A 14,556-nucleotide genomic window follows, 5' to 3' on the forward strand; every position below is an offset into this window, starting at 1 on the left:
CTAGTACGCCGCCCTCTCACGGCGGTAACGCGGGTTCAAATCCCGCTGGGGTCACCCGAGTGACAGGAAGCCCGGTCCGTGCGGACCGGGCTTCCGTCGTCTCCGTCGGCCGGGCCGGCGGGATGGGCGGCCGGCGCGCGCCCGTGAGACGATGGCCCACGTGCCACACACGGATCAGAACGCCCCAGACCTCGGTGTCGACACGGCCGTCCGCCGCGTGCGCGAGCACCTCGCCGCGCTCGAGCTGCCCTTCGAGACCGTCACCGCGGGGCAGGACCGCGCCGAGCGCGAGCGCACCCTGCACCAGATCGACGACTACGTGCTGCCCCGCCTCGACTCGCTCGACGCGCCGCTGCTGGCCGTCGTCGGCGGCTCCACCGGTGCGGGCAAGTCCACGCTGGTGAACGCGCTCGTCGGCCACGAGGTCTCCCGCTCCTCCGCCCTGCGGCCCACCACGCGCCAGCCGCTGCTGCTGCACAACCCCGCCGACTCCCACTGGTTCACGGGCCCGCGGGTGCTGCCCGACCTCGCCCGCGTCAGTGTGCACCGCGATGCGGCCGCCGGCCCCGTCGAACCCGACCAGTCCGCGATGGACACGGTCGCGCTCGTGGCCGAGCCCGCGCTGCCCTCGGGCATCGCCCTCGTGGACGCCCCGGACATCGACTCCGTGGCGGACCAGAACCGCGCGCTGGCCCGGCAGCTCCTCGAGGCCGCCGACCTGTGGATCTTCACGACGACGGCGCATCGCTACGCCGACGCCGTGCCCTGGCAGCTGCTGGATGAGGCCGCCGCCCGCGACATCACCGTGGCCGTCGTGCTCGGCCGCGTGCCCGAGGGCGCGGCGGAGGACATCACCCCGGACCTGCGGCGCATGCTCACCGAGCGTGGCCTCGCCGACGCCCGGATCCACGTGATCCCCGAGACCCGCTTCGACGAGCGCGGCCTGCTCCCGCAGGAGCACGTCGCGGGCCTGCGCGCGTGGCTCGAGACCCTCGCCGCCGACGCCCAGGCGCGCGGCGCCGTCGCCCGCCGGACCGTGGACGGCGTGCTGGGCCAGCTGGCCGCCCGCGTCGCCGACCTGGCCCGCGCCGAGGAGGAGCAGCGGCACGCCGCGGACCTGCTCGCCCGGATCGTGGCGGACTCCACGGACCAGGCCGTCGGCCGGGTCCGTGAGGCCACCTCGGACGGCACGCTGCTGCGCGGCGAGGTGCTCTCCCGCTGGCAGGACTTCGTCGGCACGGGGGAGTTCTTCCGCGGCGTCGAGACCACGATCGGCCGGCTGCGGGACCGCCTCGGCGCCCTCGTGCGCGGGCGCCCGGCCCCGCCCGAAGAGGTCGAGTCCGCACTGGAGACCGGCCTGCACGCCGTGATGGTCGAGGCGGCCGCCGCGGCCGCCGAGCAGATCGAGCGGCGCTGGGCGTCCGAGCCGGCGGGCCGGGCCCTCGTGGCCGGGCGCGACCTGGGTGCCCTGGCGCCGGACGCGTCGGCGCGGGCGGCCGACGTCGTGCGGGACTGGCAGTCGGACGTGCTGGCGCTGATCCAGGAGGAGGGTGCGGGCAAGCGCACGCGCGCCCGCCTGGCGGCCACCGGCGTGAACGGTGCGGCCGTGGCCCTCATGATCATCTCGTTCGCCTCCACCGGCGGACTCGCGGGCATCGAGGTCGGCATCGCCGGCGGCGCCGCCGTCGTCGGTCAGAAGCTGCTCGAGTCGATCTTCGGCGAGGACGCCGTGCGCCGCATGGCCCGGCGTGCCGATGAGCTGCTCGAGCGCCGCGTGCGGGCCTTCCTCGAGACCGTGCTCGCGGACCGCTTCCTGCCGCTGCTCCACCTCGAGCGCGAGCCGCAGGCCACCGAGGAGCTGCGCGCCCTCGTGCCGGTGCTGCGCCGCGGGGTGGCCGCCGGCGTCGACGGCCCGACCGGGCCCGAGCACGCCCCGTCCGCCGCCGAGGCGGGGGAGGAGCCCCGATGAGCCGCCGCGACACCCCCGCCCTGGCCCCCCGCCTGGACGCCCTCGGCGAGGCCGCCGAGCTGGCCGCGGGTCGCCTGCCCGAGGACGTCGTGGCCGGGGCCGACGCCGTCGTGCGCGCGGCCGGGGAGCGCCAGGCACTCTCCGCGGAGCACACCGTGGTCGGGTTCTTCGGGGCGACGGGCTCCGGCAAGTCCTCCCTGTTCAACGCGCTCACCGGCCGCGACCTGGCCCGCGTGGCCGCCACCCGGCCCACCACGTCCGAGCCGCTCGCCGCGGTCTGGGGCGTGGGCCGGGGACAGGGGCTGGACCCGGACGCGGAGCACGGCGACGGCACCGGCGAGGGCGGCGGTGCGGCCGCCCTGCTCGACTGGCTCGGCGTGCGCCGCCGCCACCTGCTGGACGAGGCGCCCGTGCTCGACGACGGCCGCCCCGGCTTCCTCGGCTTCGGCCGCCGTGACGGCGCCGACGCCACCGGCCTGATCCTGCTGGACCTGCCGGACATCGACTCGGTCGAGCGGGGCAACCGCGAGATCACCTCCCGGCTGGCCGGCCACGTGGACGTGCTGGTGTGGGTCGTGGACCCGGAGAAGTACGCGGACGCCGTGCTGCACCGCGAGTTCCTGGCGACCATGGGCTCGCACGCGGCCGTGACCCTCGTGCTGCTCAACCAGGTGGACCGGCTCTCGGTGCGTGACCGGGACGTCGTGCTGGCCTCGCTGCGCCGGATGCTCTCGGGGCACGGTCTCGGCGACGTCCGGGTGCTGCCCGTGTCCGCGCGCACGGGGGAGGGCCTGGAGGAGGTCGGCCGGCAGGTCGCGGCGATCGTCGCCCAGCGCGGCGCGGCCGCCGAACGCCTGGGCGCGGACGTCGCGGCCCGTGCCGCGGACCTCGCCGCCGCCTCGGGCGAGGGCGAGCCGGCCGGTGTCGGGCCCGGGGACGAGCAGCGGCTCGGGCGCGAGCTGGCCGTGGCCGGCGGTGTGCCGGCCGTCGTCCGGGCGGTGGAGGGCTCGTACCGGCTGCGCTCGGCCAAGCGCACCAGCTGGCCCGTGCTGCGCTGGATGCACTCCTTCCGCGCGGACCCCCTGCGGCGCCTGCACCTGATGCCTGAGAGCGCCGCGCCTCGCCGCGACCGGGACGAGGTCGCCCGCGACCCCGCGCTGCACCGCACCTCCCTGCCCGAGCGCTCGGGCACCCAGCGGGCCGTCGTCGACGGCGCGGTCCGCACGCTGGCCGCCGCGGCCGGCGCGGGGGCCGCCGAGCCGTGGGCTGCCGCCATCCGCCGCGCGGGCCGGGAGCACGCCGAGGAGCTCCCCGGCGCCGTGGACCAGGCGATCGCGGCCACCGACCTCGGGGCCGGTCGGGGCAGCTGGTGGCACCCCGTGCTCGACGTGCTGCAGTGGCTCGCCCTCCTCACCGCCGTTGTCGGCGCCGGCTGGCTGGGCGTCCTCGCCCTGGCCGGGTACCTGCAGTTCCCCCTGCCGCCCGCGCCCACGGTCGAGGGCTTCCCCCTCCCGACGCTGCTGCTCGTCGGCGGCCTCGCGCTCGGCGTGCTGCTGGCCCTGCTGGCGATCCCCCTGACCCGGTGGACCGCCGCGGCGCGGGGACGCCGCGCGCGCCGCCGCCTCGAGGAGGCGACCACGGACGTCGGCCGACGGCTCGTCGTCGACCCGGTGCGCGCCGAGGTGGACCGCTTCCACGCCTTCCGCGACGCCCTCGCCCGGGCCTCCGGCGTCCCGGTCCGGCGGGGCCGCCGATGACGGTGTGCGACCCCGCGGCCGCGGCGGGGGCGACCGTCGGCGACCTCACGGAGGCCGAGCTGCTGGAGGTCGTCCTGACCGGGCTCGCCCCCGCCGTCCGGGACGGCCACTGGCCCGCCGGCACCGTCGCCCCGGGCGACGACGCCGCCCTCGTGCCCGCGCCCCGCGGCGGGACGCTCATCTCCACGGACGCGATGGGGGAGGGCACGGACTTCCTGCACCGCTGGCCCGCCGGCCCCCGCACCCGCGGCCACGACGCCGGCTGGAAGGCCGTCGCCCAGAACCTCTCGGACGTCAACGCGATGGGCGGGACCGCCTCCGCGCTCGTCACCGCCCTCACCCTGCCGCCGACGACGTCGGTCGCCTGGGTGCGGTCGTTCGCCGCGGGCATCGTGGGCGCGGTGCGTCACCTCGGCGCGCCGGACTGCCGGGTGGCCGGGGGCGACCTGGGCACCGGCGGACGGGTCCACGCCGCGGTGACGGTGCTCGGGGACCCGCACCCCGGCGGCGTGCTGTGCCGCACGCCGGCCGCGGCGGACCGGGACCGCGTGCTCGCCGAGGGCGCCGACCTCGTCCATGCCCAGGTGGTGCCGGGAGGTCCCCGGGCCGCCGCGCCCCCGGGGCCGGGGTGGGCCGCCGCCGGGCTCACCCTGCTGCTCACCGACCGCGCGGAGCTGGAGCGACGGGCGGACGCCCTCCCCGCCGCCGACCGGCCGTCACCGCGGGAGCTCGCCCGCGCCGTCCGCGCCCAGCTGCGACCCCGCCCGCCGCTGGCCCTCGGGCCCGCCGCGGTGACGGCCGGCCTGCTCACCCTCATGGACGTCTCCGACGGCCTGGGCAAGGACGCGCACCGCATGGCGGCCGCCACCGGCGGGGCCGGCCCCGCGCCGGCACCGTGGCTGGGCGAGGCCTGGCTGGCGGAGGCCGCCGCACCCCTGCGCCGCGTGGCCGCCCTGGCCGGGACCAGCCCGGAGGCGCTCGTGACCGGCGGGGGCGAGGACTACGGCCTCCTGGGGCTGGCGTGGCCCGAGACCGAGCTGCCCCGGGGGTTCACGCGGATCGGCCGGCTCGTGCCGGCCGGGGCCCGGCCGCCGGCCGGGCACCGGCCCCTGTCCGAGTCCGGCTGGGACCCGTTCGCCGGCTGAGCGCCCGGGCCGGGGTCCGCGGGCGGGTCAGGCCGCGCGGAGGAGTCGCTCCGGGTCGAAGCGGTGGCCGAGGCCGATGACGTCCCACCCGTGCTCGCGCCACGCGGCGACGTCCAGGACGTTGCGCCCGTCGATCAGCAGGCGGGAGGCCACGCGTGCGCCCACGGCGTTCGGATCCATCTCGCGGAACTGGCGCCACTCGGTCAGCAGCAGGGTCAGCTCGGCGCCGTCCACGGCCGCCTCGAGAGAGTCCACGTAGTCGAGCCGCGGGAAGCGGGCGGCCGCGTTGGCATTGCCCTCGGGGTCGTACACCCGGACGTCGGCGCCGGCCGTGTAGAGACGGTTGGCGACGTCGAGGGCGGGGGAGTCCCGGACGTCGTCGGAGTCCGGCTTGAACGTGACGCCCAGCACGGCGATCCGCGTGCCGTTGAGCACCTGCACGCTCGCGGGGGTGGGGGCGGGCCCGGAGGCGTCGGCCCGGCGGACGCGGCCGTCGCGAGCCGCGGAGAGCACCTGCACCGCCAGGTCCACCACGCGGTCACGGCGGCGCAGGTTGATGTCGTCCACCTCCGCCAGGAACCGCATGGTCCGGTCCAGGCCCAGCTCGGAGACGCGGGCCTGGAGCGCTCGGATGTCCTTGGGCAGGCAGCCGCCCCCGAAGCCCACGCCCGCGTTGAGGAACCGGCGTCCGATCCGCGCGTCGTGGCCGATCGCGTCCGCGAGGGTGCCGATGTCCCCGCCCACGTTCTCGGTGATCTCCGAGAACGCGTTGATGAACGAGATCTTCGTGGCCAGGAAGGCGTTGGCGGCCACCTTCACCAACTCGGCCGTCTCGAGGTCCGTGCTGATCCACGGGGTGTCGGCCGCGAGCTGCCGCGCGTAGACGCGGCGCAGGATGCCCTCGGCGCGGGGCCCGTGCGTGCCGATGACGAGGCGGTCCGGGGTGAGCGTGTCCCTCACGGCGAAGCCCTCCCGGAGGAACTCGGGGTTCCAGGCGAGCTCGACCTCGCCCGGCAGTCCGGCCTCGGCGCGCACGGTGCGCACGAGCTCGGCCAGGCGGCGCGCCGTGCCCACGGGCACGGTCGACTTGCCGACGATCAGCGCGTCGCGGTCGATCGCCGCGGCGAGGGAGGCGACGGCGGCGTCCACGTAGCTCAGGTCCGCCGCGGTCTCGCCCACCTTCTGCGGGGTGCCGACGCCGATGAAGTGGACGCCCGCCCAGCGGGCCGCCTCCGCGACGTCGGTGGTGAAGCGCAGCCGCCCGGAGGCGACGTGGGTGCGCAGCAGCTCGGGCAGGCCGGGTTCGTGGAAGGGCACCTCGCCGCGGGCCAGGCGCTCGATCTTGGCCGGGTCCACGTCCACGCCGAGGACCTCGAAGCCCAGCTCGGCCATGCAGGCGGCGTGCGTGGCGCCCAGATAGCCCGTGCCGATCACGGACAGCCGCGGCGCGGCCTCCTGCTCGGCGGGGGCGGCGGGCGCGGTCGTCTCGGTCACGGCGGACTCCTCGGTGGTGCGGGGGGCGGCGGTCGGGGACTTGGCTGACGCTAGGCCCCGCGGGTGAACGCGGGAAGAACGGGGTGTCTCCGCGGCGCATCCCGTCGGTGGCGCGGGCGGGCCTCAGGCCTCGCCGGCGCGGATGAGCTCGGTGAGTCGCGTCGCGGCGGAGACGACGGCGTCCGCGTGCAGTCGGCCCGGCTGGCGGGAGAGCCGCTCGAGGGGGCCGGAGATCGAGACCGCCGCGATGACGCGTCCGCTGGGGCCGCGCACCGGTGCGGACACCGAGGCGACCCCGGGCTCGCGCTCGGCCAGGGACTGGGCCCAGCCGCGCCGCCGCACCGCCGCGAGGACGGTGGGTGTGAACACGGCGCCGGCCAGTCCCTCGACGAGCCGCTCGTGGTCCTCCCAGGCCAGGAGCACCTGCGCGGCGGAGCCGGCCTTCATGGACATGCGGGCGCCCACGGGGATGGTGTCGCGCAGGCCCCAGGGCCGCTCCGCGCTGGCCACGCACACGCGGGAGTCCGCCTGCCGACGGAACACCTGGGCGCTCTCTCCCGTGGCGTCGCGCAGCCACAGCAGCACCGGGCCGGAGGCCGTGGTGAGCCGGTCCTCGCCGGCGGCGGAGGCGAGCTCGGCCAGGCGGGTGCCCAGCACGTAGCGGCCCTGCAGGTCCTTGCCCACCATGCGGTGGTGCGTGAGGGCGGCCGCGAGCCGGTGCAGCGTGGGCCGCGCGATCCCGGTGGCGGTGACGAGCTGGGCGAGCGTGGCCGGGCCGGACTCGAGCGCGTCGAGGATCGCCACCGACTTGTCCACCACGCCGACGCCGCTGGGATGCCGGTGGAGCGAGGGGCCGATGAGGTCGTCCTCGGTGGGCGGGCGCACGGGCTCGGTGGTCATGGGGTGATCGTAGTCGTCTCACTGCTCGGACGGACCGGGGGTGTCGGTGTGCGTCGCATGTGACCGCGCCGGCCGGCGCCGGGTCCGGCATATGAGACGAAATCTCACGATATGGAATATTGCGCCGCGTGGTCGAGAACGGCCTCGCCGCGCCCCACAGTGGTCCGTGAGCACCGGCGCCCCGCGCCGGGCGACGACCGACAGGTGCGTGAGCAGGAAGGTGCGGCACATGACGACGGCGACGACGCGGCCCAGGACGCTGGCCGAGAAGGTCTGGGACGAGCACGTGGTGGTGCGTGGCGAGGGCGAGGGCGCCTCCCGCACCCCCGACCTGCTCTACATCGACCTGCACCTCGTGCACGAGGTGACGAGCCCGCAGGCCTTCGAGGGGCTGCGTCTGGCCGGGCGTCCGGTGCGTCGGCCCGACCTGACCATCGCCACGGAGGACCACAACACCCCGACGCTGGACATCGACCAGCCGATCGCGGATCCCACCTCGCGCACCCAGATCGAGACCCTGCGGGCCAACTGCGCCGAGTTCGGTGTGCGCCTGCACCCGTTGGGCGACGCCGAGCAGGGCATCGTCCACGTCGTCGGCCCCCAGCTGGGCCTGACCCAGCCCGGCCTCACCGTGGTCTGCGGCGACTCCCACACCTCCACCCACGGTGCGTTCGGCGCCCTGGCGTTCGGCATCGGCACCTCCGAGGTCGAGCACGTCCTGGCCACCCAGACCCTGCCGCTGAAGCCCTTCAAGACCATGGCGGTCACCGTGGACGGCACGCTGCGCCCGGGTGTGACGGCCAAGGACATCATCCTCGCGGTCATCGCGAAGATCGGCACGGGCGGGGGCCAGGGCTTCGTGCTCGAGTACCGCGGTGAGGCCATCCGGAACCTCTCCATGGAGGGCCGGATGACCATCTGCAACATGTCCATCGAGGCCGGCGCCCGCGCCGGCATGGTCGCCCCGGACGAGACCACCTTCGCCTACCTGAAGGGACGGCCCCATGCCCCCGAGGGCGCCGACTGGGACGCCGCCGTCGAGCACTGGCGCACCCTCGCCACGGACGAGGGGGCGGAGTTCGACGCCGAGGTGGTCATCGACGCGGACACGCTGGAGCCGTTCGTCACGTGGGGCACCAACCCGGGGCAGGGCGTGAGCCTGAACGACACCGTCCCCGCGCCCGAGGACTTCGCCGACCCGGTGGCCCAGGAGGCGGCCCGCAAGGCGCTGTCCTACATGGATTTGGCCCCCGGGACCCCGATGAAGCAGGTCGAGGTCGACACCGTGTTCATGGGCTCGTGCACCAACTCCCGCATCGAGGACCTGCGGGCGTTCGCCGAGGTCGTCCGGGGCCGGCGCAAGGCCGAGGGGCTGCGCGTCATGGTCGTGCCGGGCTCGGCGCGCGTGCGTCTGCAGGCGATGGACGAGGGCCTGGACAGGGTGTTCGAGGACTTCGGGGCCGAGTGGCGGTTCGCCGGCTGCTCCATGTGCCTGGGCATGAACCCGGACCAGCTCTCCCCGGGGGAGCGCTGCGCGTCCACCTCCAACCGCAACTTCGAGGGCCGGCAGGGCAAGGGCGGGCGCACCCACCTGGTGTCCCCGGTGGTCGCCGCGGCCACCGCCGTGCTGGGCCGCCTCGCCAGCCCGTCCGACCTGCCCGCCCTCACCCCCCAGGAGGCCTGAGCCATGGAGAAGTTCACCACCCACACCGGCGTCGGCGTGCCGCTGCGCGCCTCGAACGTGGACACGGACCAGATCATCCCGGCTGTGTACCTCAAGCGGATCTCCCGCACGGGCTTCGAGGACGCCCTGTTCGCAGGCTGGCGCCAGGACCCCGACTTCATCCTGAACACCGAGCCGTTCAGCGGGGGCACCGTGCTCGTGGCGGGCTCGGACTTCGGCACCGGCTCCTCGCGCGAACACGCCGTGTGGGCGCTCAAGGACTACGGCTTCCGCGCCGTGATCTCCCCGCGCTTCGCGGACATCTTCCGCGGCAACTCCGCCAAGCAGGGGCTCGTCGCGGCCCAGGTGGAGCAGGAGGACGTCGAGCGCATCTGGAAGGAGCTGGAGAACCGTCCCGGGACCCCGGTCACCGTGGACCTCGTCACACGCACCGTCGAGTGCGGGGATGTGACCGCCCCGTTCCAGATCGACGACGACACCCGTCACCGGCTGCTCGAGGGCCTGGACGACATCGCCGTCACCCTGGGGCACCAGGCCGAGATCGACGCCTACGAGGCGGACCGCCCCGCGTACAAGCCCACCACCCTGCCGGCCCGCACGGCCGGCTGACCGGCCGCCGCCGGGAGCGCACCATTGCCGCCCGTGCCCGGCGACGCCCTATGCTGGGAGGCGATTCCGGGACCGCCCGCCGCACACGGCGGGCGGTCCCGTTCAGAGACCTCCCCGCTCCGGCGGAGTGGCCGAGACCGTGGCCCTGCGGCCGCGCTGAGGAAGGACGCGCATGGCGAAGCTCTTGACCATCCATGGCGGCAAGCCGCTGACCGGTGAGGTGACCGTGCGCGGCGCCAAGAACCTGGTGCCCAAGGCCATGGTGGCCGCCCTGCTCGGCAACTCGCCGTCCGTGCTCCGGAACATCCCCGAGATCAAGGACGTGGACGTCGTCAGCTCCCTCCTCGAGATCCACGGCGTGTCCGTGGAGTGGGACAAGGAGACCGGGCGGATCACGATGGACCCGGCCGGGGTGAAGTCGGCCCTGACCGCCGAGATCGACGCCCATGCCGGCGACTCGCGCATCCCGATCCTCTTCTGCGGCCCGCTCATGCACGCGATCGGGGAGGCCTTCATCCCCGACCTCGGCGGCTGCAAGATCGGCGACCGCCCGATCGACTACCACCTGGCCGTGCTGCGCAACTTCGGCGCCGTCGTGGACAAGCGCCCGGGCGGCATCTCCATCTCCGCCCCCAAGGGCCTGCACGGCGCCAAGCTCGAGCTGCCGTACCCCTCCGTCGGCGCCACCGAGCAGGTGCTGCTGACCGCCGTGAAGGCCGAGGGCATCACCGAGCTCAAGGGCGCCGCCGTCGAGCCGGAGATCCACGACCTCATCGCCGTCCTGCAGAAGATGGGCGCGATCATCACCGTGCAGACGGACCGCACCATCCGCATCGAGGGCGTGAGCGAGATGCGCGGCTACAACCACATCGCGCTGCCCGACCGCAACGAGTCCGCCTCGTGGGCCTCCGCCGCCCTGGCCACCCGCGGGGACATCTACGTCCGCGGCGCCGAGCAGCGCGACCTGACGGCGTTCCTGAACACCTACCGCAAGATCGGCGGCGAGTTCGACGTCGTCGACGACGGCATCCGGTTCTGGCACGCCGGCGGCGATCTCAACCCGCTCGTGCTCGAGACGGATGTGCACCCCGGCTTCATGACCGACTGGCAGCAGCCCCTCGTGGTGGCGCTGACCCAGGCCAAGGGGGTCTCCATCGTGCACGAGACCGTGTACGAGAACCGCTTCGGCTTCACCGACGCCCTCGTGCGGATGGGCGCCTCCATCCAGCTGCACCGCGAGTGCCTCGGCTCCGTGCCGTGCCGCTTCGGTCAGCGCAACTTCCTGCACTCGGCCGTGATCTCCGGCCCGACGCCGCTGCACGGCGTCGAGTTCGACATCCCGGACCTGCGCGGCGGCTTCTCCCACCTGATCGCCGCCCTCACCGCCGAGGGCACCTCCACGGCGACGGGCCTGGAGATCATCAACCGCGGCTACGAGCACTTCATGGCGAAGCTCGAGGGCCTCGGCGCCGACGTCGAGCTGACCGAACGCGACCGGTGAGCGGCGTGGACGCGCAGAGCCCTGCCGCCGCGGGGGGTCGTCCGACGCGTGCCGCGCGGGCCCCCTACGTGATCCCGGGGGTGATCGTGCGACCGGCGATGCGGGCCCTCGTCCGCCAGGTGTGGGAGGGGACCGAGCACCTGCCCGAGACCGGCGCGATCCTCGCCGTCAACCACATCTCGGAGGTGGACCCGCTCTCCGTGGCCCACATGGTCTACAACCAGGGCCTGCTGCCGACCTTCCTCGCCAAGGCCGAGCTCTGGAAGGTGCCCGTGCTCAAGCAGGTCCTCGAGGCCACCCGCATGATCCCGGTCGAGCGCACCCGCGACGGCGGCCGCTCGCTCGCCGCCGCCCGCGAGGCCGTCGCCACGGGCCGGGCGATCATCGTCTACCCGGAGGGCACCGTCACCCGCGATCCCGACGGCTGGCCCATGGCCGGGCGCAACGGGGCCGTGCGCCTCGCCCTGCAGACCGGCGCCCCGCTCATCCCCGTCGGTCAGTGGGGCATCCAGGAGCTGCTGCCGTACGGCGGCCGCTCCCTCCGCGTCCTCCCGCGCAAGACCGCCCGGATCCGGGTCGGCGCGCCCGTCGACCTCGCGGACCTGCGGGACCGCCCCGTGACGGCGGCGACCCTGCGCGAGGGCACCGGCCGCATGATGGCCGCGATCACCGACCTGGTCGCCGAGCTGCGCGGAGAACCGGCCCCGGAGGGCCGCTGGGATCCCACGACCGGAGCGCGGGTGATCGGGGCATGAGCGATCCGCGCACCGTCGCCGTCCTCGGGGCCGGCAGCTGGGGGTCGGCCTTCGCCCGCGTCCTGGGCCTGAGCACCAGCCCCGAGTCCGCCCGCGCGTCCGAGATCGTGATGTGGTCCCGGCGGGCCGAGGTCGCCGAGGCCATCACCGAGCGACACGAGAACCCCGAGTACCTGCCCGGCATCACCCTGCCCACCTGCGTGCGCGCCGTCACCGACGCCGCCGAGGCGGTCCGGGGCGCCGGCGTCGTGGTGGTGGCCGTGCCCGCGCAGCACGTGCGCGAGACGCTGCGCACCGTGCGCGCCGACCTGGCCCCGGACGCCGTCGTGGTCTCCCTCGTCAAGGGCCTCGAGCGCGGCACCGACGCGCGGATGTCGCAGGTCTGCGCGGAGGAGCTGGGCCTCAGCCCGGACCGGTTCGCGGTGGTCTCCGGACCCAACCTCGCTCTCGAGATCGCGCGCGGCGAGCCCACCGCCACGGTGGTCGCCTCGGCCTCGCGCGCGACGGCGGAGCGCATCGCCGCCCTCACGGCCGGCCGGACCTTCCGGCCCTACACGAACACGGACGTCGTGGGCGTGGAGATCGGCGGGGTGGTGAAGAACGTCATCGCGCTCGCCGTGGGCATCTGCGATGGGCAGGGGCTGGGGGACAACTCCAAGGCCTCCGTCATCACCCGGGGCCTGGCCGAGACCACCCGGCTGGCCGTCGCGCTCGGCGGCGACCCGGCCACCATGGCCGGGCTCGCCGGCCTGGGCGACCTCGTGGCCACGTGCGCCTCGCCCCTCTCCCGCAACCGCACGGCCGGCCGCCACATCGGCACCGGCCTCAGCGCGGAGGAGGCGGTGGCCGCCATGAGCCAGACGGCCGAGGGCATCAAGTCCGTCTCCGCCATCGTGCACGCCGCTCGCGCCCACGGTGTGGAGATGCCCATCAGCGAGCTGATGGACCGGGTGGTCGCCGGGGACGTGGCCGTGGACCGCCTCGCCGAGCTGCTGCTCGCCCGTGACCTGAAGTCGGAAGGACGCACCGCATGACCGCCACCCCCGCCCCGGAGGCCGCCGCCGACGCGCGTCCCCGCGTGCTCCTGCTCTTCGGCGGCCGCTCGAGCGAGCACCCCATCAGCTGCGTGACCGCGGCGGGCGTGCTGCACGCGGCCGACCGTCAGCGCTGGGACGTCGTGCCGGTGGGTGTGGCCCGCTCCGGCCTGTGGTCGCACGACGAGCTGGACGTGGCCTCGTTCCGCCTGGACGGCGACGCCCTGCCGGAGGTGCCGGAGCCCGAGGCCCCGGTGAGCCTGCGCGCCCTGCCGGACGGCACCGTCGAGCTGACCGCGGCCGACGGCTCCTCGCTGGGCCCGGTGGACGTCGTGTTCCCGCTGCTGCACGGCCCCTGGGGCGAGGACGGCACCCTCCAGGGCATGTTCGAGTCGCTGGGTCTGCCCTATGTGGGCTGCGGCGTGCTCGCCTCCGCGGTCGGCATGGACAAGCACTTCATGAAGGTCGCCTTCCAGGCCGCCGGCCTCGAGGTCGGCCCGTGGGAGACCATCACCGCCCGCGACTGGGCGCGCGATCCGGAGGCGGCCCTCGCCCGCGCCGGGGCGCTCGCCTACCCGCTGTTCGTCAAGCCCGCCCGCGCCGGCTCCTCCTTCGGCATCACCCGCGTCACCGAGCCCGCGGGTCTGCGCGCCGCCGTCGAGGAGGCCCGTCGCTTCGACCCCAAGGTCGTGGTGGAGGCGGGCATCGTCGGCCGCGAGATCGAGTGCGCCGTCCTCGACGGGCACGGCGCCGCCGCCCCGCGCGCCTCGCTGCCGGGGGAGATCGTCGTGGCCCACGACGAGGGCGAGACGCAGTTCTACGACTTCGAGTCGAAGTACCAGGACACCGGCACCACCCAGCTGTCCTGCCCGGCCGAGCTGCCGGGGGAGGAGATCGAGCGGCTGCGCGCCCTGGCGATCCGCGCCTTCGAGGCCGTGGACGGGTCCGGCCTGGGCCGCTGCGACTTCTTCTTCACCCCGGACGGGCGCTGGGTGGTCAACGAGATCAACACCATGCCGGGCTTCACGCCCATCAGCATGTACCCGGCCATGTGGGAGCGGACGGGCCTGTCCTACGACGATCTGATCTCGGAGCTGCTGGACCTCGCCCTCGAGCGGGGCGTCGGCCTGCACTGACGCGGCCCGCGCCGGTCTCAGCCGACGGGTGTGGCGTCCTGCACGCCGACGCAGCCGCCGCTGGGCTCGATCTGCGCGACCGCCGAGGACAGGCCCACCATCACGGTGTCCGAGCTGGCCTGGTCCTTGCCGAACAGCACCTCCACGGCCGGGTCACGGCCGTAGGTGGTGATCCGCCAGTTCTCGTCCTCGTCCCGGATGACCCAGTCGATCCCGTCCACGGAGATGCAGCGGTCCGTGGTGGGGCCGGGGACCTCGGCGCCGCAGCGCAGGACGACGGCGGCCGGGTCACCCCACACGGCCGTCGCCTGGCTGTCGGTGGGGCGCAGGTCGAGGTCGCCCAGGGCGTCGGGCATGGCCACCATGGCCGGGGCACACGCCGGGTCAGCGGCGTGGGGCGCGGCCTCCACCGTGGCCACCCGTCCGGTGCAGGCCGTGGCGCCGAGGGCGATCGCGGTCAGGAGGGGCACGAGACGACGCAGACGGCGGGATTCCATCCGCCCAGGATACGTGCGGCGCCGGGACCCGCGGGGGCCCGTGCCCTAGCATGGGCGGGACCATTCCCGTCCCCG

At 75.3% G+C, this 14,556-nt stretch carries 12 protein-coding genes; 9 read left to right on the forward strand and 3 right to left on the reverse strand.

Annotated features, from left to right (window positions below):
- The first annotated feature begins 160 nt into the window (after positions 1-160).
- From NR072_RS05930 to NR072_RS05940, 3 genes are read left to right on the forward strand one after another with little or no spacing between them, the layout of a single operon-like run.
- Positions 161-1,969, forward strand: coding sequence for a dynamin family protein (locus NR072_RS05930; protein WP_373021498.1), 1,809 nt, complete (start codon positions 161-163; stop codon positions 1,967-1,969).
- Positions 1,966-3,726 (forward strand): GTPase, encoded by a 1,761-nt coding sequence (locus NR072_RS05935; protein WP_061867863.1) that lies wholly within the window; start codon positions 1,966-1,968, stop codon positions 3,724-3,726. Before NR072_RS05930 ends, NR072_RS05935 begins: the two co-directional genes overlap by 4 nt.
- Complete coding sequence (locus tag NR072_RS05940; protein ID WP_061867862.1) at positions 3,723-4,871, forward strand: thiamine-monophosphate kinase; 1,149 nt, start codon at positions 3,723-3,725, stop codon at positions 4,869-4,871. Before NR072_RS05935 ends, NR072_RS05940 begins: the two co-directional genes overlap by 4 nt.
- Positions 4,872-4,898: 27 nt before the next feature.
- On the opposite strand, the gene NR072_RS05945 is transcribed toward NR072_RS05940, so the two are convergent.
- Entirely contained in the window at positions 4,899-6,365 is a 1,467-nt protein-coding gene (locus NR072_RS05945; RefSeq protein WP_061867861.1) for a UDP-glucose/GDP-mannose dehydrogenase family protein, read from the reverse strand.
- A 123-nt stretch (positions 6,366-6,488) separates the two neighbouring features.
- Entirely contained in the window at positions 6,489-7,265 is a 777-nt protein-coding gene (locus NR072_RS05950; protein ID WP_002856418.1) for an IclR family transcriptional regulator, read from the reverse strand.
- Positions 7,266-7,494: 229 nt separating this feature from the next.
- Between NR072_RS05950 and leuC the strand changes: the two genes are divergently transcribed.
- The 6 genes from leuC to NR072_RS05980 all read left to right on the forward strand — a co-directional run bounded on the left by leuC (position 7,495) and on the right by NR072_RS05980 (position 13,984).
- Positions 7,495-8,949 (forward strand): 3-isopropylmalate dehydratase large subunit, encoded by a 1,455-nt coding sequence (gene leuC, locus NR072_RS05955; RefSeq protein WP_060973445.1) that lies wholly within the window; start codon positions 7,495-7,497, stop codon positions 8,947-8,949.
- Between the two features lie 3 nt (positions 8,950-8,952).
- Positions 8,953-9,558: a 3-isopropylmalate dehydratase small subunit gene (gene leuD, locus NR072_RS05960; protein ID WP_036338085.1), complete on the forward strand. Its 606-nt coding sequence runs from the start codon at positions 8,953-8,955 to the stop codon at positions 9,556-9,558.
- A gap of 172 nt (positions 9,559-9,730) precedes the next feature.
- Positions 9,731-11,059 carry a UDP-N-acetylglucosamine 1-carboxyvinyltransferase gene (gene murA / locus NR072_RS05965; RefSeq protein ID WP_002856412.1) on the forward strand — a complete coding sequence of 443 codons (1,329 nt, stop codon included), beginning with the start codon at positions 9,731-9,733 and terminating at the stop codon, positions 11,057-11,059.
- An 80-nt stretch (positions 11,060-11,139) separates the two neighbouring features.
- Positions 11,140-11,814 (forward strand): 1-acyl-sn-glycerol-3-phosphate acyltransferase, encoded by a 675-nt coding sequence (locus NR072_RS05970; protein WP_095347316.1) that lies wholly within the window; start codon positions 11,140-11,142, stop codon positions 11,812-11,814.
- Entirely contained in the window at positions 11,811-12,848 is a 1,038-nt protein-coding gene (locus NR072_RS05975) for an NAD(P)H-dependent glycerol-3-phosphate dehydrogenase (RefSeq protein ID WP_036382068.1), read from the forward strand. The genes NR072_RS05970 and NR072_RS05975 overlap by 4 nt, the downstream gene beginning before the upstream one ends.
- Positions 12,845-13,984 carry a D-alanine--D-alanine ligase family protein gene (locus NR072_RS05980; protein WP_256836494.1) on the forward strand — a complete coding sequence of 380 codons (1,140 nt, stop codon included), beginning with the start codon at positions 12,845-12,847 and terminating at the stop codon, positions 13,982-13,984. The genes NR072_RS05975 and NR072_RS05980 overlap by 4 nt, the downstream gene beginning before the upstream one ends.
- Before the next feature lie 17 nt (positions 13,985-14,001).
- On the opposite strand, the gene NR072_RS05985 is transcribed toward NR072_RS05980, so the two are convergent.
- Entirely contained in the window at positions 14,002-14,481 is a 480-nt protein-coding gene (locus tag NR072_RS05985; protein ID WP_069941790.1) for a DUF3515 family protein, read from the reverse strand.
- Between the last annotated feature and the right edge of the window lie 75 nt (positions 14,482-14,556).

This window comes from Micrococcus sp. Mcc89, from assembly GCF_024519795.1.
GTDB lineage: Bacteria > Actinomycetota > Actinomycetes > Actinomycetales > Micrococcaceae > Micrococcus > Micrococcus luteus.

Bases quoted from the DNA above. Each gene is read 5' to 3' on its own strand.
- NR072_RS05940 (WP_061867862.1), top strand. From the start codon at position 3,723: ATGACGGTGTGCGACCCCGCGGCCGCGGCGGGGGCGACCGTCGGCGAC.
- leuD (WP_036338085.1), top strand. From the start codon at position 8,953: ATGGAGAAGTTCACCACCCACACCGGCGTCGGCGTGCCGCTGCGCGCC.
- murA (WP_002856412.1), top strand. From the start codon at position 9,731: ATGGCGAAGCTCTTGACCATCCATGGCGGCAAGCCGCTGACCGGTGAG.
- leuC (WP_060973445.1), top strand. From the start codon at position 7,495: ATGACGACGGCGACGACGCGGCCCAGGACGCTGGCCGAGAAGGTCTGG.
- NR072_RS05935 (WP_061867863.1), top strand. From the start codon at position 1,966: ATGAGCCGCCGCGACACCCCCGCCCTGGCCCCCCGCCTGGACGCCCTC.
- NR072_RS05985 (WP_069941790.1), bottom strand. From the start codon at position 14,481: ATGGAATCCCGCCGTCTGCGTCGTCTCGTGCCCCTCCTGACCGCGATC.
- NR072_RS05950 (WP_002856418.1), bottom strand. From the start codon at position 7,265: ATGACCACCGAGCCCGTGCGCCCGCCCACCGAGGACGACCTCATCGGC.
- NR072_RS05980 (WP_256836494.1), top strand. From the start codon at position 12,845: ATGACCGCCACCCCCGCCCCGGAGGCCGCCGCCGACGCGCGTCCCCGC.
- NR072_RS05975 (WP_036382068.1), top strand. From the start codon at position 11,811: ATGAGCGATCCGCGCACCGTCGCCGTCCTCGGGGCCGGCAGCTGGGGG.